Here is a 20940-nt window from a genome sequence, read left to right on the forward strand (position 1 = left end):
GACAAGGAGGGGCTGTAAAGCATTGTTTACAAAACAAGCAAAATCTATCGCACAATTGCATAAAATAAAAAGATGATCTGACTATCTAATAGCCTTATTTTTACAAAATAAGTAATTTTACCTAGTAACTGGTTTATGGGTCAGTAAGTAGACGAATATACTTTTTGGAAAATACGTAGAAAAGAGGATATTCGAGTTCGAAATAAAACTGGGGTAAGTACAAATTCTCAATAAAAAAAGCCAGAGGGTTAACTCTAGCTTTTTACATAATAATAAAAATAAGCTTAAGCGATATAAATGAAAATAGCTTATCTCATCGTAACAAATTCTTCTGCTGCAGTTGGGTGGATTGCCACAGTATCATCAAAGTCTTTTTTCGTTGCGCCCATTTTCAGAGCCACAGCAAAACCTTGTAGCATTTCATCCATACCAAACCCAATACCATGAATACCAACAATTTTTTCGTCTGCACCAACACAAACCAACTTCATACGACATGGTTGACGATGACGAGTCACAGCACTATACATTGCTGTGAAAGACGATTTGTACACTTTGACTTGATCAGCACCGTACTGCTCAACCGCTTGAGGCTCTGTTAAACCAACAGTACCAATAGCTGGATGACTAAATACCACTGTTGGGATATTTGAATAGTCTAAGTGTTCGTTAGGTTTGTTGTTAAATAAACGCTCTGACAAACGACGCCCTGCGGCAACAGCAACCGGTGTTAATTCAACTGCACCTGTATTATCGCCAACAGCATAAATTCCTTTTACATTGGTATTTTGGAATTTATCGACTTTGATATAGCCTTTTTCATTTAACTCGACACCCGTTACCGCCAGATTCAGGTTATCCGTTGCTGGCTCACGACCAATTGCCCAGATTAATGTATCAACTGTCTGCTCTGTGCCGTTTTCCAGTTGTAGCGTTAAACTTCCGTCTGCATTCTTAATCACGGCTTTAGGAATAGCGTGTGTATGTAACTTAGGCCCTTCGGTTTCCATCACTTCTAACAGTGTTTCAACGATTAATGGATCAAAATTACGCAGTGGCGCATGTTTACGCACAAATAGGTGCGTTTCACTACCTAAAGCATTTAACACACCGGCAAGTTCAACAGCGATATAACCTGCGCCAACAACAGCAACACGTTTTGGTAAAGCTTTTAATTCAAAGAAGCCATCAGAATTAATACCATACTCAGCACCTGGAATATTAGGTTGAACAGGACGACCGCCTGTTGCAATCAGAATATTATCAGCCGTGATCTTTTCGCCATTAACTTCAATCGTATTGGCATCAACAAAACGAGCAAACCCTTGGATAACATCAACTTTGTTATTACCTAAGACACGGTCATAAGATTGATGAATACGGTCAATATAAGCAGAACGACTACTAATTAGTGTATCCCAATCAAAACGGTTCACTGTGGTATCAAAACCATAATCAGGGCCGTATTGATGAATAGCTTCAGCAATTTGTGCTGCATGCCACATCACTTTTTTAGGTACACAACCCACGTTAACACAAGTGCCACCTAACGCTTTCGCTTCAATTAATGCACATTTTTGGCCATACATTGCCGCTCTATTAATTGATGCAATACCGCCACTACCGCCACCGATGGCGATGTAATCGTAATGTTTGCTCGTCATTTCTCTGATCCATTTATCTGTAGAAAAATAGGTAACTCACAGGCTAAGTCTGTCATATCATGATGTCTATTATGACAAAATTTAAAACATAGCACGTCAGATTTTAGCTTTTACAGTAATAGGCAAAAACAATAATAAAGATGCTTATTCTGGTACAACCCACTCAACTAATGTATGTCCAATACCCTCAGGAACTAAGGTTTTATGTAACCAAGGGAGTATTGATTTCATTTGTGATTCTAATTTCCAAGGCGGATTAATCACAATCATGCCTGATGCAGTCATCCCTAGTTGATCACTATCGGGTTTTACTGCTAATTCAATTTGTAAAATCTTACGGATCCCTGTTGCTTCAAGCTCTTTTAACATGCGTTTGATTTGCTGACGGTGAACAACAGGATACCAAATCGCATAAGTTCCTGTCGCAAAGCGCTTATGGCCTTCAACAACACCTTTAACAACAGCAGAATAGTCTTGTTTGAGTTCATAAGGTGGATCAATTAATGCGAATCCACGACGACTTGGCGGAGGTAACTTAGATTTTAATTGGCCAAAACCATCTTCACGAGAAACTCTAACTCGCTCGTCACGAGAGAATTCGGTACGTAATAAAGGAAAATCCGTTGGATGTAATTCTGTTAGCGCTAAGGAATCTTGTTCTCTTAGTAATTTGCTCGCTAATAGAGGTGATCCCGGATAATAACGCAGTTCCCCACTTGCGTTTAATTCTCCAACCGCTTCAAGGTAAGGCAAAATAAGCTCAGGCACTTCTTCTTGCTGCCATAAGCGTGCGATCCCTTCTAAATATTCGCCAGTGCGAGTCGCATGAGCATTGGTTAATTGATAACGTCCAGCGCCAGCATGAGTATCAAGATAAAGAAAAGGTTTCTCTTTCTCTTTTAAAGACTCAATGATGAGTGTTTGAACAATATGTTTTAAAACATCGGCGTGGTTGCCAGCATGGAAACTATGGCGATAGCTCAGCATTCTTTATCTTCCGTTAGAAATAAGTATAGCTTAGTAATTAATTTACTCAGAAATAGTGATTAAACTCAGTGTATCAGAAAAAGCCGAACTTCTTCATTGAAAGCGAAAGAAACGTTGTGTCTTAGTATTCAGCCGTTATGATAAGCCCATATTTCACTTAAGTTTAAATAGGATAGAAAGATGAAAAAATTACTTTTTACTGCCATAACCTTAAGCTTACTCGCAAGTAATGCTTATGCCGATAAATCAACCAATGGTTGTGAAATAAAAAAACAGAATATCCAAAAGCAGATGGAATATGCAAAAGCACATGGTAATCAATATCGCATCCAAGGCTTGGAGCGAGCATTACAAAATGTTGAACGCTATTGCACACCTGAAAAAGTGGTTGAAAACACACGCCTTGAATTACGTGAAAAACAACTTGACGTTAAAGAGCGTGAGCTTGAATTAAAAGAAGCACAACTTAAAGGTGATGCAGATAAAATTGCTAAACAAGAAAGAAAACTAGCTGAAGAAAAAGCTGATTTAAAAGCAATTGAAGAAGAATTAAATCTACTGACAAAGTAGTTATCATCAATAATTAATGCCTACTCCTTATTTGACTGTGAAATACAGAATAAAACAATAAGTGAGTAGCCATTCTCTTATTAAACTAAACTTAATTTCAGAATTGCTGTATTGGTTTTTTATCCTTTATTAAGTACAAGATTATCTACACCTTTTAATAGAGCATCATCTACACTTAAGCCAGAACAAACAAATACATCTCCTAAATCAGCGGCTAATTACAATAAGCATAAGGTGTGTAATAGAAATTAAGCTATGATATTTTTGAGTGAAAACTATAGTAGTAACATTAATTTATTGAAAATGGACTGATCTAATTAAAGAGGATATATGTCAGAAGAGCAGCAACAAAAAACAGTAAGTGAAAAAACTCAACTGACTCAGCCACTAAAAAAAGGGCTGGAAAAAGGGCTTCATGGTGGAAAAAAAGCCATTGGGATTGGGATAAAAATCAGTAACTTCGTCACCAATATCCCTTTTATTGCACACCTTATTCGTGCAGCAGAACGTTTCACTGACAGAATGGGAAATCAGTTCGGCGCAGCTATTACTTACTTTTCATTTTTATCATTAATCCCAGTATTAATGCTTTCTTTTGCCTGTGCGGGTTTTGTTTTGGCCTCAAATCCAGATTTACTCGCTAAATTAATTACAGGTGTCGCAAATAGCATTGACGATCCAACGCTTGCATCCACAGTTCAACAAAGTATTGATACCGCAGTTCGCCAGCGTACAACCGTTGGTTTAACTGGTTTAGCAATTGCACTTTATTCTGGTGTTAATTGGGTGGGTAATTTACGCCAAGCCATTTTGGCTCAATCACGCCCCGTTTGGGAAAGAAATAAAGAAGAGCAAGAGAAAATCTATTTCCGCTACTTTCGCGACTTTTTAGCGCTAATTGGCTTACTTTTTGCGTTAATTGTCACTATTACGCTAACTTCTGTGGCAGGTTCAGCCCAAAGAATGATTGTTCACACATTGGGGTTAGACGGTATTGAATGGCTAACACCAGCATGGACAACAATTGGCTTAACTATTTCCATTACTGCAAACTATTTACTCTTTTTATGGATATTGTGGATCTTACCTCGCCATCAACCAAAACGAATTTCGCTTATTAAAGGTACACTTATCGCTGCCATTGGTTTTGAAATATTGAAATCTGTTATGACATGGATGCTACCAAAAATTGCAAGCTCGCCTTCAGGTGCCGCATTTGGTTCAGTGATAGGTTTAATGGCTTTCTTCTACTTTTTTGCCCGATTAACACTCTTTTGTGCCGCGTGGATCGCCACTGATGGCCCGAATATGCGCAAAGAACAGTTGTCTGAAACGCAATCAACATCTTAACTTTATGATAAAACTATATGGTTAATTCCCTGCATTAACCGCCTATAAATAACGTAATAAGGAAAAACAATGCCATACGTTAATATTAAAATTACACGCGAAGGTGCAACCGCAGAGCAAAAAGAACAACTCATTGCGGGAGCAACACAACTTTTGGTTGATGTATTAGGCAAAAACCCAGCAACTACCGTTGTAGTAATTGATGAAGTTGAAACGGATAACTGGGGAATAGGCGGTAAAACAGTAACAGAATTACGAGCAGCAACAAAAAGTAAATAGAGAATTTCTGCAATATAAATAAAGGGTGCCAAGTACACCCTTTTTGCTGATTTATTTTCCTGACAGATAAGGAAGTAACTATGGTTCAATCAATGACTGATGCTTTTCATGCCTTACCTTCAGCAAGTGCTATCTATATTACAGGTGCAGGTATTCCATACCCTTTTGGTATGGCGCACGGATTTGCAGATGAAAGTACCCAGAAAAAATTAACTGTAGATACGCCTTTTCGAATCGCTAGTAATACAAAAACCTTTCTCGCAGCCGCTTTTTTACGTTTATGGGAACAAGATGCTCTATCCCTTGATGATGATATAACTAAATATTTAAGTGCTAATTATCAACAGACATTATTAGAGCTAGGGTATGATCTTAAAACTATTACACTACGCCATTTATTAAGCCATAGCAGTGGGTTATTCGATCATGCAAATGAAGCTTATCTTGAAGATGTGATTAAAGATCCCTCTCATAAATGGACACGAGAAGAACAAATAGCGCGCTATGCTCAACAAGGCTTTCCCATCATTCCAGCTGGAAAACGTTTCATTTATTCGGACACAGGATATATTTTATTAGGTGATATTCTTTCTCAGTTTATGAGAAAAAATATGGCAACCGCCGTTCGTGATCTATTGCATTTTCAAGACTTAGATCTACCACAAACGTGGTGGGAAGATTTAGAACTACAACCTAAGCATCCTAAAGCGCGTGCTAGACAGTTTACAGGAGAACATGAAGGTACTCATATTGATGCTTCAATGGATACTTTTGGCGGTGGCGGGCTTGTGATGACAACCCTTGAGTTAGCTAAATTTACAGCTGACCTCTTCGAAGATAGAGTTTACTTGCATCCATCAACCTTAAAAGAGATGAAATGGCAAGGTTCACATACAGGTGCTGAAAATTATCGTTTAGGTTTAATGGCCGAAGAAACTGACCTAGGCACACTTTACTATCATCTTGGTTATTGGGGTTCGGTAGCTTATTATTTACCTGAAAAACAAATCGCTATTGCTGGCTTTACAACCCAAAAAAATAACCGTGAAGATCTGATAACCATTGTTAAAGAAGCATTTAAACGCCTTTAAAATCAAAAAGCCAAAAATGTATCAATAACACTTTTGGCTTTTTGTTTATTTTACGGCTGATAAATTTTTAATATCAGCCTATCTCTGTTTTATTACGGTTTCCTCGTCGGTGTTGTGGCTACCGCTGGAGTTGTTAAAGCTGGAGTTTCAACTGCTTTATTTGGTGTAGTATTAGTTGCAACAGGCGCAGGTGTATTTGCCGTTTCTGGATGAACTTGCTTTTCAAATTGAATACGCAATTCACCTAAATTCACCGTTGGTGTTTCACCACTTTGCGTTAATACAAAAGTAATATCTTCAGATAAAACTCTTGAAAGCTCCTGATTTAATGTCTCTTTTGTTAAACCAGCTAAAAATGCTTGGCGTAAACGCTGATATTGTTCAGGTGGAATATCAATAATATTGCTTTGTTGTGATAACAGACGCTGATTAATTAAAATCGCCGTACTGGTTTTTGCATAACGGGCAAACAACTGAGTTAATTGAAGTTGTTTTTCTTGTTGAAGCTCTTGGTATAACTCATCGCTGATACCTTGGTTACGCAAGCGCCCCAATTCTTCTCCCACCCATGATGCTAATGCAGGAATATGAGCCGTTGCGGTATCAATATTTAAAGAACAACTTGCACGCTGATATTGTACCCGGCAATCAATGTTAATTTGAGTACTGTCGTTTTCCTTACGTTGTTCAAGGCTACGACCCAAATGCACAAAAATTACTTCACGAGCTAAATCACTTAACCAATATTTATTTAATGTGTCAGAGTCTTTTACTGGCGACCAGTCTAAATCCCAAATTAAAGAAATTTGGTCTTTTGCACGCATAGGCTCTTGCACATATAACGTTTCAGGTTTCATATCGGCAAGAACAGGCACTGGAACTGGTGTTACACGCTTTCCTGATAGAGTTGAAAATGCCTGATTAATACTTTCAGTCAATACTCGATTATCAACATTACCTGCAACATAAAGTGTCATCATATCTGGGGTATACCAACGTTGTTGGTAATCTGACAGCTCTTTAGTATTTACAGATTGATTAACCGGTTTTCCTGGATTGTGGCCTTTTAGATTTGAGCCTTCAAGGCGTGAGCGCCAAATAGGATCTTCAATATTGAGAGGAAATGTTGCAATAGGAAGCGGTGATTGAACCGCATTACGAACCGCATCTTCGGTATATTCAGCAGGTTTAGCAATACCTGCTAATAATGCAAAAGCATCCTTTAATAGCTCAGGCTGGTTGTTCGGTAAACTTAGATTATAAACAGTAAAATCGTATGAAACGATCATTGGAGGTAACGGATAGTCAGGATCTAACGCATTTTTCCATAGATTATCGCGTTTCTCTGGCGTTAAGCCTGTATTTTCCAAAACGTTGAGTTTGGACACCAAGGATGAAAAACCCGTTTCACTGCTTTTTTCTGATAAAGAACCTGTATTGACTAATAAACGGATCTGTATTCTATCATTTGGGCGTTGCGGTGTTTGTAAGATTTGCCACTGAAAACCATTTGCTAGTCGCCCTTCTTGCCAAGCTGGATCAGGCTGCAAAGCTTCCGCTTGAACTTGGCAAATAACAGCGCCGAACATAACGCTTCCCAATAAAATTCGTGTCATTACACCCTGCATGTGAACCTCTGTTGTATTAATCCTTGGTATTAAACCACTTATGAGGTTTAACAATAAGTGCCAAAAGACATGTTAGATGTTGGATGTCTATTTTTTGTATTATCATCTTTATCACCACAGAAACATGAAATGAAATCACTATAGTGATTAGACTCATTATGGCGTAAGAAGGTTCAGACCTTCGGCAATTTTTGATCAGATTTTTGATGATTATATCCTTTAACCAGCAAACCAATCTCATCATCACAATGTGATTTTGGACAAGATAACGCTGAAACTTGGCTATCTTTATTGAGGCTGACGGCGATTTGGCGTAAAGGTTTTACAACAATACGATTAATACACCAGCTAATAGCAACCGTCAGAATAAGCCCCATCAACAGATATGTTGTTAGCATCAAGGCAACAGTATTACTGGCAAAACGATAAAAACGATTTGTGTCAGCCTGTAAAATGAGATGACCACTATAGGACTTATCATCTGTTGAAGTAATACCTAATGGCTGTAAAGGAATAACAGCTTCAACGGGAATACCAAAAAGCCAACTTGAGAATTCAGAGACTTCTTTCTTAGGTGCGAAATCTAAACTCATCACTTGTACATTTTCGGGTTGCATGACAATCGCTTTACCCAAAATACCCGTCGCTTTTAGTGTAACAATCTGTTGTTTAGCATCGTTCAAATCTGATCGTAACAATGCATCAGCGAGTGGTTGCTGGATACTTACACCAGCATTAAAAAGCTGATTTTGATAATCTTCACGGCGTTGATCTATCAAATAAACAAGTTGAATACTGATAAAAATAGCAATAGTCACCAACGTAACGCCCGCAACAGCGGCCATCTGTTTTATTGTTAATGAATGTTTAAGATGAGGTTTCATCGTTGCTATTTCCAATATACATGTCTGATCAGAGTGATTATACTGTATTTTTGTGATTATGTATCACTCTCAATAAAGAAAATAACGTTATAAAAAGCGATTATCCATTAAAATGAAAGTAGATAAATATATAATTATTATTATTTGAGTATAGTTATAAGATAAAAATAGTAAAATAAAAATTAAATATTATTTTTTCTTGGTTATTTACAATAAATCTACTTTATTTTAATAAAAAGATACGATTCACTAAAAAACACTAGAACATATAAAATAAAATGCCATTAAAACCTTAACTTCAAGTTAAAGTGCAATGCTAACCGCAGTATATTTCTTAGTGAAAAATATTATTTTCCTTTAATATCATTGAAGTTTATATTTTAAAAAACTCATATAAATATAATATTTGATATCTATAAAATCATTATTAGATTATTTAGTTAAGATTAATTAAATATTATTAATAAAAAAATAAGAACAATATAAATCAGTATATTGTTCTTATTTTATGAGATAAATTTATTTTATTTAAACTATCGCGTTATCTTGCTCCACCGCAAAACAAGCAATAAGCTGACCATTATACTCTTTTAATGTTGGCTGTAATTGACTACATGGCCCAAATGCGCGACGGCAACGAGCAGCGAAAGCACAACCCGGTGGCGGATTTAATGGGCTCGGTAATTCTCCCGTTAATTTAATACGCTCTCGTCTTAATTCAGGCGTCAATCTTGGTGTGGCTGATAATAATGCCTGTGTATAAGGATGTTGTGGATTTTCAAAAATTTGAGCTTTTGTTCCTTTTTCTACACAACGCCCTAAATACATTACAATAACTTCATCTGCAATATGCTCAACAACCGAGAGATCATGAGAAATAAAAACATAAGAGAGCCCCATATCTTGTTGTAGATCCATCATCAAATTCAGTACTTGAGCACGAACGGATACATCCAGCGCAGAAACAGGCTCATCGGCTACCACAATGTCTGGATCAAGCATCAAGCCTCGTGCAATAGCGATACGCTGACGTTGACCACCAGAAAACATATGAGGATATCGGCTATAGTGCTCTGTTTTTAACCCCACTTTTGCCATCATTGATAATACTTTTTCTTTACGCTCAGAGGCATTCAGTGTTGTATTAATCAATAAAGGCTCTTCTAAAATTTGCCCTACTTTTTTACGCGGATTCAATGATCCATAAGGATTTTGAAACACAATTTGGATCTTTTGGCGACGTAGCTTCTCAGCCGATTTATCTTTAATTAACAGATTTTGCCCACGATAAGCAAGCTCGCCTGAAGTAGGAACCTCAATCATCGTGAGTAATCGACCTAATGTGGATTTACCACATCCTGATTCACCAACAACAGCCAAAGTCTTACCGCGTTCTAATTCAAAAGAAACACCATCAAGGGCTTTAACTGTTCTCTCTTTTGAAAAAAGCCCACCTTTTACGCTGTAATACTTCGCTAAATTAACCGCTTTTAATAAAGGAGTTGATACATTTGGATTAACTTCAACCATGGGTAGGTTCCCCTGCATTATCTAACGGTGTATGACACTTCACACGATGCGTTCCTAATTCTTTTAATTCAGGCTCAACCTTATAACATTCATCATGAGCATATGGACAACGAGGATTGAGTAAGCAACCTGTTGGTCGATCATAGCGTCCTGGTACAACACCCGATAGCGATGCTAATCGCGCTTTATTACTCGCGAACTCAGGAAGTGCTCTTAATAATGCTTGAGTATAAGGATGACGAGGCGCTTTAAAAATTTCTGATGATTTTCCAGATTCCACCACTTGCCCCGCATACATCACAATAATGGTGTCTGCGGCTTCTGCCACTAATGCTAGATCATGGGTGATCAACACTAGCGCCATATTTTCTTGTTTTTGTAAATCGAGCAAAAGCTCTATGATTTGAGCCTGAATAGTCACATCCAGTGCTGTGGTAGGTTCATCTGCAATCAATAATTTAGGGCGACAAGCGATCGCCATTGCGATCATCACACGCTGGCTCATTCCCCCTGAAAGCTGGTGTGGATAGACATCTAAGCGAGAAGCGGGATCAGGAATACCCACCAGCGTTAAGAGATCGATAGCACGTTGTTTACGTGTTTTACGACTTCCTCCTTGATGGACTTTTAACGCTTCCATAATTTGATAGCCAACCGTAAAACAAGGATTCAAGCTTGTCATCGGATCTTGGAAAATCATTGCAACCTCTGCACCCACCAAATTTCGTCGCTCTGATTCAGAGATTTTCATCAGATCTCTGCCATCAAAATAAAGCTCTTGTGCCGTCACTCGTCCCGGAAAATCAATAAGCCCCATAATTGCCAATGAACTGACTGATTTACCAGAGCCAGACTCACCGACAATACCCACAACTTGCCCTTCTTCAACCTGATAGCTTATTCGGTCTACCGCTTTAAACGGAGTATCTTCATCACCAAAGTGAACAGATAATTGATTAATATTTAGTAATGCCATGTTCTTACTCCGTTACTGCTTTAATTTCGGATCAAGTGCATCTCGTAAACCATCACCCATTAAGTTAAAGGCTAATACGGTAAACAAAATAGCAAGACCAGGAAACGTCACAACCCACCACGCACTCTGTGTAAACTGCAATACATCAGATAACATGGTTCCCCATTCAGGTGTCGGTGGCTGCGCGCCCATTCCTAAAAAGCCTAATGCCGCCATATCTAAGATGGCATTAGAAAAACCTAAAGAGGCTTGAACAATTAAAGGGGCAAGACAGTTAGGTAAGATATTGATAAACATTTGACGCATTGAGCCCGCCCCCGCAACACGAGAAGCAATAACGTAATCGCGGTTAACTTCAATTAAAACAGCGGCTCGCGTTAATCGAACATAGTGAGGTAAAGCAACAAAGGTCAGTGCGATAGAAGCATTAACAATAGAAGGACCAAAAATAGCTACCAACACTAATGCCAATAATAAACTTGGTAATGCCAACATGATATCGACGACACGCATAATGCCGATATCTACAAGACCACCGAAATAACCCGCGGCCAATCCTAGAATAATTCCTAAGATAAGTGATAGCACGACAACAATACAGCCCACCAATAATGAAAGTCGAGCACCAAACATTAAGCGAGAAAGAATATCGCGACCAACATCATCAGTACCGAGAATAAATTGCCAGCTTCCCCCTTCTTGCCAAACAGGAGGCACTAATAAGAAATCACGAAATTGCTCATTAGGGGCATGAGGTGCAAGAAAGCCCGCCAGTAATGCAATAAGCAACATAATTACAATATAGATTAACCCAACAACAGCACCTTTATTTTGTTTAAAGTAGTGCCAAAATTCTTGGAAGGGCGTCATGGGAGCCGGTGCACTGATGACCGGTGTTACTTTATTTTCAGTCATTATGCATTCCTTATTTTTTATGGCGAATACGAGGATTCACAATGCCATAAAGAACATCAACCAGCAGATTGACAAAGATAATCATCGTTGCAATTAAGAGCACACCACCCTGAACAACGGGATAATCGCGTCGCTGTAAGGCATCAATCAACCAGCGTCCTAATCCCGGCCATGAGAAAATAGTTTCTGTTAAAATTGCACCAGCCAGCATAGTTCCAACTTGTAATCCAATAACGGTGACAACAGGCAACATCGCATTACGTAATGCGTGGATAAGAATGACGCGAGCACGACTCAAACCTTTTGCTCTAGCAGTACGAATATAATCTTCGCCTAATACTTCAAGCATCGAAGAACGCGTCATACGCACGATAACAGCTAAAGGAATGGTTCCTAATACAATGGCAGGTAAAATGATGTGGTGAACTGCATCTAAGAAATCCCCTTCCTCACCCCACACAAAGGTATCAATCAGCATAAATCCAGTGAGTGGATTACTGTCATCTAAAAAGACACTATCAGCCAGACGCCCAGAGACTGGGGTTAGGTCTAATTTTACAGACACTAGCATGATTAACATGATCCCCCACCAGAAGATTGGCATGGAGTAACCCGCTAATGACACACTAATCGCGGTGTGATCAAAGATAGAACCACGTTTTACCGCGGCCAAAACGCCAACAGGGATCCCAACCGAAACTGCAAAAATCATGGCGCAAACGCCAAGTTCTAAAGTAGCTTTAAAGCGAGGTAAAAATTCATCCCATACAGGAATGCGGCTTTTTAATGAGATACCTAAATCACCGTGGAGAATACCATTTAGATAATTGAGATATTGTTGCCATAAAGGCTTATCCAGTCCCAATTCAGCCATTAAATAAGCATGTCGTTCTGGAGAAAGTCCACGCTCACCCGCCATAATCATTACCGGATCACCGGGAATAAGATGAACGAAAATAAACGTCAATAATGTAATTCCGATAAACGTAGGGATCACAAGTCCCAAACGTTGAAGGATAAATTGCAGCATATCCTAATTCTCTTTTCAAACATCAGCTAAAAGATAGCGCTGATAAATCAGAGGAGAAAGTCCCCTGCGCTCACAGTGTACTGAATGTATTCGTTATTATTGAATAACGGTGTCTTTCATAAAGAAAGACACCGTACTTAAAGCAACCCAACGATTAGGTATTGCTATTATTTAAGAGAGACATTCTCGAAGTGATGTTTGCCTAATGGATCAACCACATAGTTTTCTACTTTTTTACTCACTGGCTCATAAACAGTCGAGTGAGCAATAATCAGAGCAGGTGCTTGATCATGCATAACAACTTGAGCTTGTTTGTAGAGTTCAACACGTTTTTCGTGATCGGCGGCTACTCGTGCAGGCTGGATCAGATCTTCAAATGGCTTATAGCACCATTTTGAATAGTTCGATCCTTGCTCTTTTGCCGCACAACTAAATAGCGTAGCGAAGAAGTTATCAGGATCCCCGTTATCACCAGTCCAACCCATCATGACTGCTTGGTGTTCGCCAGATTTAGCACGCTTGAGATATTCGCCCCACTCGTAACTTACAATTTTGGTTTTAACGCCAATTTTTTCCCAATCCGCTTGTACCATTTCAGCCATACGGCGGGCATTTGGGTTATAAGGGCGCTGTACTGGCATTGCCCATAAATCGATAGTAAAACCATCTGCAAGACCAGCTTCTTTTAGCAGTGCTTTCGCTTTTTCAGGGTTATATTCGTAATCAACGATGTCATCGTTATAACCCCACATTGTAGGAGGAATGAGGTTTTTCGCCTTCTGGCCTGCACCTTGATAAACCGCTTCAATAATGGCGTCTTTATTCACCGCCATACTTAATGCTTGGCGAACTTTTTGGTTATCCAATGGTTTTTTCTCAACGTTAAAAGAGATATAACCCACGTTTAAGCCTGGTTGTTCTAATAGATTGATATCGCTATTTTGTTTCATCTTCGCAATATCAGCAGGATTTGGGAAAGGCATTGCCTGACACTCACCTTTTTGCAGTTTTGCATATCGTACAGAGGCATCAGGTGTGATAGAGAAGACTAAACGGTCAATATCTGGTTTTTTACCCCAATATTGGTCATTGGCTTTATAAAGAATACGAGAATCTTTTTGATATTGCTGTAATTGAAAAGGCCCTGTACCGATAGGATCTAGATCCACTTTCTCAGGTGTACCTGCTTTCATCATATTATCCGCATATTCAGCAGATAATATGGATGCAAAGTCCATTGCCATATCAGCAATAAAAGGTGCCTCTGAACGAGTTAAAACAAAACGAACGGTATGATCATCAACTTTCTCGATTTTCTCGATCATGTTGTTCATATCCATGCCGGAGAAGTATTCATAACTTCCGCCAGAGACTTTATGGTAAGGATGTTTTGGATCCATTTGACGCATAAACGTGTGCATCACGTCATCCGCATTAAATTCACGCGTTGGCTTAAAGGTTTTACTACTATGCCAATTCACGCCTTTACGCAAATGGAAGGTATACACTTTTCCATCATCGCTTACATCCCAGCTTTCAGCTAAGCCCGGAATAATTTCTGTTGTACCCAGTTTAAATTCAACTAAACGGTCATAGATAGGCACTGAACTTGCGTCATAGGTTGTTCCAGAGGTAAATAACTGAGGGTTAAATCCTTCAGGTGAACCTTCAGAGCAATACACCAATGTTTTGGCCTGCACACCCGCAGAAACAGCTAATGCGAGCAATCCGATTGTAGCGGTCAAAATTCCTGTCTGTCTTTTGGAGCTTTTCATCATTACTCTCCGAAATTGTTCTGTTGTGTTTTGGTTTCCTGTTTAAAAACGGAATACCTTTTTATTTTGTCATTGTTCAATTAACCAACTGTATTCCCTTACGTCAATAAGGTGTTAGAAGGTAAAAAGAACAAGTTATAAACACAAATGAAACGAATATCGAACAAACTCAGAATAAAAAAATAAGTCTCTGGCTAATATCTAGTCAATAAAACCACACATTAAGAAATCCTTAAGTGAAATGACTATTTTAAAAAAAGCCATAATTTGTGATTAACCGCTTAAATATTGAACGAATATTTTGAAATGAAACAAAGAACTTGGTGCTTTATTCTGTTATGGAAGAAAAATAATCACCTTGCTAGACGATCCTGATTTTAGTTTTAATCAGGCAAATAGAGTGAAAAATATCAATTTTTGGCTCTTAACAAACCACTTAACTAGATAAGACTATGAAATTTAGTCTGTTATTAATGGTTTTCATGCTTTCATAGTGAAAAATTTATGTTCTTTCAACATTCTTAGGCGTTTCTAAAACAATTTAAGGGCGAAACAACGTTATTGGATCGGCTAAATCCAAAATCATTTCCAGCCAATATTTCTCTTAATTTGGAAAATATTTCCACGGTTCTCTGCTTCTGAGCAGAATGCGTGTTTGGAATGCAAGATAGAGATGAGATAGAAGTGAGATGATCGAGAGAAAACACCATTTATGGCGAAATCAAAAATAAGAGCAAGGTATTTTGGTAAGACTAAAACGACAAAACCCCGCTTTAAAAGCGGGGTTTCTTAATATGGTCGGCGAGAGAGGATTCGAACCTCCGACCCACTGGTCCCAAACCAGTTGCGCTACCAGGCTGCGCTACTCGCCGAAAACGAGGTGCATCTTACTGCCAGAAACCCACTCCGTCAATACTTTTTTAGTATCTCCTGACTGTTCGTATGGTTTTCAACCAAAACGGTTGATTTTTAACTTTTTTATCATAAAAACGAGGTGAGTTTTAGCTTTATTGTAACAAGCTCACCTTTCTTTCCTCGTTTTACTATGGCTTTCTTTACGTTGTCCATAAAACATGAAAAAAAATAACAAATTTATTCTTAATTATTATCGTCTAATTAGTGTGCTTTTTATATAATTACCTTATGTCAAATAAGGTAGGTAGTTTAGAGAATGAAACAATGTTGGTGGGGTGTCGCACTACTTTTATTGTCAACCACACTTCCAGCTCAAGCATCTACAGCTCATGCTTGCCGAGTGTACTTTAAAGAAGCGGATAAATTTATTCAGTACATTTCTCAAAGAGAAGATCTAAAACATAATATGCCGGAGATTAAGGCTAACTTCGAGCAAAGCAAAAAGCAGATAATGACAGCGCCTTTGGCAGACCAAAAAGTAATATGTGACAAGGAAATGCAAGAGCTTAATAGTTTGAATAAGATGTTTGGCCCTAAAGAAGAAACAGTGCTAAATAAATAATCAAATAAACAGATAATGACTAAATATAATTACTTATTTATTATTTAGTCATTAACTTGATATTAATTCTTATTTTCATGACTATTATTCACAGTTGTGCTTTCCAATCTTTTTATGCGCTCTTTAGGTGAATTATCACTTTTATCATCACCCTGAGTATAATAATCATAAGGTAATAATAAAGTATCTAATACGGCACTAAAAGGGAGATCGAGAATAACTAATGGTTTCATTGCCCATCCAGTTTCATCATCTTTTAGCATTGTCATGTTATTTTTTGTCCCTGAATAAAGTTCTTTATTCGGGCCTGCATGAGTCATAACACTTGAGCAACCTGTCAGTAATGTCGTCAAAAATGTGACTAATGTTAAATTTTTACTTGTCGTTCTGAATATCATAGGGCACCTATAAAACGAGATCTGTAGTCAACGCTTTTTATCATATAGTTAAACCTGTTTTCTCTTATAGGACAAGAGAAAGATGATATAAAAAAGCTTAATTTTTTAGTCATTAAATAAATAATTCTAGTATAAGAAAGTTTCACTTTATCCAATAAAAAAAAGCATAATAATATTATTAATTATTATGTTTCGATGATATTAAAATTCAACCTTCATTATTTTAAATAAATACTTTCACTCTATATTTATCTTTCTTGTTTTTTTGATCTCTATATATGTTGAATCTGTGCGATAAGACACAGCGACTTTCATCGTTTTTTGCCAAAATAGGTTTATCGTTTTAGCTCAAATTTTCTCATTTTTGTTTTTGGGTACAGGATCTTTTTTATGAGTGATATTGCATTAACAATGGTGATGTTGTCATTAGCAGGCGCTCTAGGTCTTTGGATTGGCAATATCAAAATTTATCGGGTCAGCCTAGGGATAGGTGGTGTTCTTTTCGGTGGAATTATTATTGGCCACTTTGCTCAACACTATAACTTATCTCTTAATGCACAAACCCTTCATTTTATTCAAGAATTTGGGCTTATTCTTTTCGTTTATACTATTGGTATCCAAGTCGGCCCTGGTTTTTTTTCCTCACTACGTGTTTCGGGCTTAAAACTAAACGCCTTTGCCATATTAATTATTCTTCTTGGCTCAATCATAACCGCGTCTATTTACCGTCTATTTGACGTTCCTTTGCCTATTATTTTGGGTATTTTCTCGGGTGCTGTTACCAACACCCCTTCTTTAGGTGCAGGACAACAAATACTGACAGATCTACATGTTGACCCAACATCTGTGGGGCAAATGGGGATGGGCTATGCCATGGCTTATCCTATGGGGATCTGTGGCATTCTGCTAGTAATGTGGCTTATTCGTGTGTTCTTTAAAATCAACATTGATGAAGAAGCAAAAGCTTTTAGCAACCAACAACACAGCACTAAAGATGCACTACATACCATTAATATTGCGATTAAAAATCCCAATTTAGATGGCTTATTAATGCAAGATATTCCTCTGCTCAATGAGGACGCCATCGTCTGCTCCCGTTTAAAGCGTGGAGATAACATTATGGTACCTATGCCATCAACGATTATTCAGTTGGGAGATTTACTGCATATTGTGGGTTCAAAAGAAGATCTCAATAAAGTACGCCTAGTACTTGGTGAAGAGGTCGATGCTTCACTTTCAACATCAACAAATTTACTGCAATCAGTGCGGGTCGTTGTAACGAATGATTCTGTACTCAGTAAGCGTTTAAAAGATCTGGATCTGAAAAGAAAATACGATGTTGTAGTGACTCGATTGAACCGCGCAGGTATCGAACTTATTCCAAGCAATAATAGTATGTTGCAATTCGGGGATATTCTTAATGTCGTTGGACGTCCTGAATCTATTGAAGCTATTACAGTCCTGTTAGGTAACGCTCGTCAGAAATTAGAACAAGTTCAAATGCTCCCTGTCTTTATTGGTATCGGCTTAGGGGTTTTACTTGGCTCTATTCCTATTTTTATTCCCGGCATTCCTGTGGCGCTTAAACTGGGATTAGCTGGTGGTCCCCTTGTCGTTGCCTTAATTTTAGGGCGTATTGGTACATTTGGTAAGCTCTATTGGTTTATGCCTCCAAGTGCAAACTTGGCATTGCGAGAACTGGGTATTGTCATGTTTCTTGCGGTGGTAGGGCTAAACTCTGGCGGTGAATTTGTTGAAACACTCATTAATGGTCAAGGCTTGAGTTGGATTGGCTACGGTATTTTGATTACGTTATTACCGTTATTAATTGTTGGTGTGATCGCCAGAGTCTTCTTTAAGCTTAATTATTTAAGTCTCTGCGGAATGTTAGCAGGCTCAATGACCGATCCCCCTGCATTAGCCTTCGCAAACTCAATTCATAGCTCAAGTGGAGCTGCCGCGCTTTCCTATGCCACAGTCTACCCTTTAGCAATGTTTTTACGCATCATAACACCACAATTGATGGCACTTATCATATGGACTTTGTAGTAAAAATAATAAATATATTAAATAGTTGAGCCAAGTTTGTTATCAAAATCCACATTTGGCTTAGCAGGGGGATAATTAAGGCAATGAATGGCTCTTATTTAAGCCATAGATTTTATAAATATCTGTTTTAATAGCTCTCGTGCTAAGAAATTTAGATTGAGACGGATTGCTAAATTTTTAGTAATCAATTTCTTTCCGTCAAACTTATGCTCAAAAGTCCTCGTTATTGTCTTTGCCCCTTCTTCTCGCTGAAGGGGCATTTTTATTAGATATTCACTGGCTGATAGATATTCTCGATTTCTTCAGCCAGAATTTTTATTCCTTTCTCAATCAATTCAGGCTCAGGTACGTAATTCATTCGCATACATTGATGAGCGTGATCCCATGAATCTTCTAATCCCGGAAAGAAGTAATGTCCCGGCACCATTAATACGCCACGTTTTTTCAAACGACGATAAAGCTCTTCACAAGAAACAGGTAAGTCTTTAAACCAAAGCCATAAAAAGATTGCACCTTCAGGCTTATGAATAAGACAACGTTCTTCAGGTAAATAGCGGCGAATAATATGAATAGTTTCAAGTACTCGTTGATGATAAAAAGGCCCTATCACGTCTTGGGATAACCGCATTAAATCATCGCGTTTTAGCATTTCTAATGCCATTGCAGGCCCAATTCCACCGGGTGCGAGGCTAATAATGCCGTTAACATTTGTAATGGCTGAAATCAGCTCTTCACTGGCGATAATAATGCCACAACGCGCTCCTGGTAAGCCTAACTTAGATAGACTCATACAAAGGATAGTGTTGTCATTCCAACGAGGTGTTGCTTGAGTAAAAATAATACCCGGAAAAGGGACACCATAAGCATTATCTATAATCAGAGGGATATTGTGCCGTTTAGCTAAAGCCTCTAGCTTTTCAACTTCGTCATCTGTAATAACATTACCCGTTGGGTTTGTTGGTCTTGAAACACAAATAGCCGCAATATCATCACTGATTTCAAGATGAGCAAAATCAACATGATATTTAAATTGCCCATTCGGTAACATTTCTATTGTTGGCTTATTCGCAACAAACAGATCTTCTTCTAATCCAGAATCAGTATAACCAATGTATTCAGGGGCGATTGGAAAAAGAATTTTACGTTTTTTCCCATCCTTGGTTGTACCACCTAATAAATTAAACAGATAGAAAAAAGCACTTTGGCTGCCATTAGTTAGTGCAATATTTTTCGCCGAAATATTCCAGCCTAGCTTCTCTTTTAAACATGCCGCCAGCGCTTGTAACATGGCATCTTTACCTTGTGGGCCATCATAGTTACAAACCGCATCACTTAATGAGCCATTTTCTGTCATCTCTTTAAGTAATTGACGAAAATAATTATCCATTTCAGGAATATGAGCAGGATTTCCCCCCCCGAGCATCACTGCGCCAGGTGTGCGAATACCTTCATTTAAGTCTTGCATCAAGCGAGCAATGCCTGAATGCTGAGCAAACTTTTGCCCAAATTGTGATAGTTGAGTCATCTTTGCAGGTATCTTCTATGTTGTTTTCTCGTTAAGAAACACCATACCGCGAGCTTTAATCTGCATCAATAGTTATAATCGAAATCATAAAACAACAATATTAATACAGATAAAAATATTGAAATATAAATCCAATTACATCTCAAATTAAAGATAACTCAACTCATATTTTACTTTTTATTGGTGTTTTTATTCTCTTCTTGGCGACAAAAACAAGAGAGAATATGGTCATTTACCATACCAACGGCTTGCATAAAAGCGTAGCAAGTTGTTGTGCCAACAAATTTGAAGCCTTTTTTCTTTAAGGCTTTAGCCATTTTATCTGAGATGTCAGTTGATGCGGGTACCTGAGAAATATCGTTCCACTGATTAATAATGGGTTTATTATCAATAAATTGCCAAATAAACTGACTAAAGTCTTCACCTTGTTCTTCCATTGCCATAAAAATACGTGCGTTATTAATAATGGCGTTAATTTTTCCTTGATGACGAATAATTGCGGGATTTTGCAATAAGGCCTCAACATCCTTATCTGTCATTTTGGCAATTTTTTCAGGTGAAAAATCAAAAAAACAACGACGAAAACCTTCTCTTTTCTTAAGCACGGTATACCAAGATAGCCCTGCTTGTTGACCTTCAAGGCAGATCATTTCAAAAAGTTTGTACTTATCTCGTTCAGGTTTACCCCATTCTTCATCATGATATGCCAAATATTCAGGATCACTGGTTACCCAATCGCAACGCCGCTTATTCATTTTTTCATTCCTTGTTACCAATAACTTTTAATAGCACCATTTATATACTGTATAAAT

At 38.0% G+C, this 20940-nt stretch carries 18 protein-coding genes and 1 tRNA gene; 6 read left to right on the forward strand and 13 right to left on the reverse strand.

Annotated features, from left to right (window positions below; translation table 11 throughout):
* Positions 1-308 precede the first annotated feature (308 nt).
* The gene (gene gorA / locus F1325_RS17625) at positions 309-1664 is read right to left on the reverse strand and encodes a glutathione-disulfide reductase (RefSeq protein ID WP_099075969.1); all 1356 of its coding nucleotides are present in this window, start codon (positions 1662-1664) and stop codon (positions 309-311) included.
* A gap of 144 nt (positions 1665-1808) precedes the next feature.
* Positions 1809-2651, reverse strand: a complete 843-nt coding sequence (locus F1325_RS17630) for a 23S rRNA (adenine(2030)-N(6))-methyltransferase RlmJ (RefSeq protein WP_109374314.1) — start codon at positions 2649-2651, stop codon at positions 1809-1811.
* Positions 2652-2831: 180 nt separating this feature from the next.
* Between F1325_RS17630 and F1325_RS17635 the strand changes: the two genes are divergently transcribed.
* From F1325_RS17635 to F1325_RS17650, 4 genes are all read left to right on the forward strand, one after another.
* Positions 2832-3221, forward strand: a complete 390-nt coding sequence (locus tag F1325_RS17635) for a DUF1090 domain-containing protein (RefSeq protein ID WP_109374315.1) — start codon at positions 2832-2834, stop codon at positions 3219-3221.
* 330 nt (positions 3222-3551) lie between these two features.
* A complete protein-coding gene (gene yhjD / locus F1325_RS17640; RefSeq protein ID WP_160230777.1) occupies positions 3552-4571 on the forward strand; it encodes an inner membrane protein YhjD in 1020 nt (339 codons plus the stop codon).
* Between the two features lie 69 nt (positions 4572-4640).
* Positions 4641-4850 (forward strand): 2-hydroxymuconate tautomerase family protein, encoded by a 210-nt coding sequence (locus F1325_RS17645; RefSeq protein ID WP_006534633.1) that lies wholly within the window; start codon positions 4641-4643, stop codon positions 4848-4850.
* 80 nt (positions 4851-4930) lie between these two features.
* Positions 4931-5941, forward strand: a complete 1011-nt coding sequence (locus F1325_RS17650; RefSeq protein ID WP_109374317.1) for a serine hydrolase domain-containing protein — start codon at positions 4931-4933, stop codon at positions 5939-5941.
* A gap of 92 nt (positions 5942-6033) precedes the next feature.
* On the opposite strand, the gene F1325_RS17655 is transcribed toward F1325_RS17650, so the two are convergent.
* The 8 genes from F1325_RS17655 to F1325_RS17690 all read right to left on the reverse strand — a co-directional run bounded on the left by F1325_RS17655 (position 6034) and on the right by F1325_RS17690 (position 15551).
* The gene (locus F1325_RS17655; protein WP_244313534.1) at positions 6034-7557 is read right to left on the reverse strand and encodes an insulinase family protein; all 1524 of its coding nucleotides are present in this window, start codon (positions 7555-7557) and stop codon (positions 6034-6036) included.
* Positions 7558-7742: 185 nt separating this feature from the next.
* Entirely contained in the window at positions 7743-8453 is a 711-nt protein-coding gene (locus tag F1325_RS17660) for a HAMP domain-containing protein (RefSeq protein WP_109374318.1), read from the reverse strand.
* A 528-nt stretch (positions 8454-8981) separates the two neighbouring features.
* A complete protein-coding gene (dppF, locus tag F1325_RS17665) occupies positions 8982-9983 on the reverse strand; it encodes a dipeptide ABC transporter ATP-binding subunit DppF (protein ID WP_109374319.1) in 1002 nt (333 codons plus the stop codon).
* The gene (dppD, locus tag F1325_RS17670) at positions 9976-10959 is read right to left on the reverse strand and encodes a dipeptide ABC transporter ATP-binding protein (RefSeq protein ID WP_109374320.1); all 984 of its coding nucleotides are present in this window, start codon (positions 10957-10959) and stop codon (positions 9976-9978) included. The genes dppF and dppD overlap by 8 nt, the downstream gene beginning before the upstream one ends.
* A 12-nt stretch (positions 10960-10971) precedes the next feature.
* The gene (gene dppC / locus F1325_RS17675; protein WP_160230778.1) at positions 10972-11874 is read right to left on the reverse strand and encodes a dipeptide ABC transporter permease DppC; all 903 of its coding nucleotides are present in this window, start codon (positions 11872-11874) and stop codon (positions 10972-10974) included.
* A 10-nt stretch (positions 11875-11884) separates the two neighbouring features.
* Complete coding sequence (gene dppB / locus F1325_RS17680; RefSeq protein WP_109374322.1) at positions 11885-12904, reverse strand: dipeptide ABC transporter permease DppB; 1020 nt, start codon at positions 12902-12904, stop codon at positions 11885-11887.
* Positions 12905-13071: 167 nt separating this feature from the next.
* Positions 13072-14679, reverse strand: a complete 1608-nt coding sequence (dppA, locus tag F1325_RS17685; RefSeq protein WP_160230892.1) for a dipeptide ABC transporter periplasmic-binding protein DppA — start codon at positions 14677-14679, stop codon at positions 13072-13074.
* A 795-nt stretch (positions 14680-15474) separates the two neighbouring features.
* Positions 15475-15551, reverse strand: a tRNA-Pro gene (locus F1325_RS17690).
* Between the two features lie 299 nt (positions 15552-15850).
* Between F1325_RS17690 and F1325_RS17695 the strand changes: the two genes are divergently transcribed.
* Positions 15851-16156 carry a DUF5339 family protein gene (locus F1325_RS17695; RefSeq protein ID WP_109374324.1) on the forward strand — a complete coding sequence of 102 codons (306 nt, stop codon included), beginning with the start codon at positions 15851-15853 and terminating at the stop codon, positions 16154-16156.
* Between the two features lie 62 nt (positions 16157-16218).
* Here F1325_RS17695 and F1325_RS17700 read toward each other — a convergent pair whose 3' ends face one another.
* A complete protein-coding gene (locus F1325_RS17700) occupies positions 16219-16554 on the reverse strand; it encodes a YceK/YidQ family lipoprotein (protein WP_109374325.1) in 336 nt (111 codons plus the stop codon).
* A 390-nt stretch (positions 16555-16944) separates the two neighbouring features.
* Here F1325_RS17700 and F1325_RS17705 point away from each other — a divergent pair, with 390 nt between their 5' ends.
* Positions 16945-18603, forward strand: a complete 1659-nt coding sequence (locus F1325_RS17705) for a putative transporter (protein WP_109374326.1) — start codon at positions 16945-16947, stop codon at positions 18601-18603.
* Between the two features lie 265 nt (positions 18604-18868).
* Here F1325_RS17705 and F1325_RS17710 read toward each other — a convergent pair whose 3' ends face one another.
* Both F1325_RS17710 and F1325_RS17715 read right to left on the reverse strand, forming a co-directional pair.
* Entirely contained in the window at positions 18869-20128 is a 1260-nt protein-coding gene (locus F1325_RS17710) for a valine--pyruvate transaminase (RefSeq protein WP_109374327.1), read from the reverse strand.
* Between the two features lie 170 nt (positions 20129-20298).
* Complete coding sequence (locus F1325_RS17715; RefSeq protein WP_109374328.1) at positions 20299-20883, reverse strand: DNA-3-methyladenine glycosylase I; 585 nt, start codon at positions 20881-20883, stop codon at positions 20299-20301.
* Between the last annotated feature and the right edge of the window lie 57 nt (positions 20884-20940).

Source organism: Proteus columbae (genome assembly GCF_009914335.1).
In the GTDB taxonomy this organism is placed as follows: Bacteria; Pseudomonadota; Gammaproteobacteria; order Enterobacterales; family Enterobacteriaceae; genus Proteus.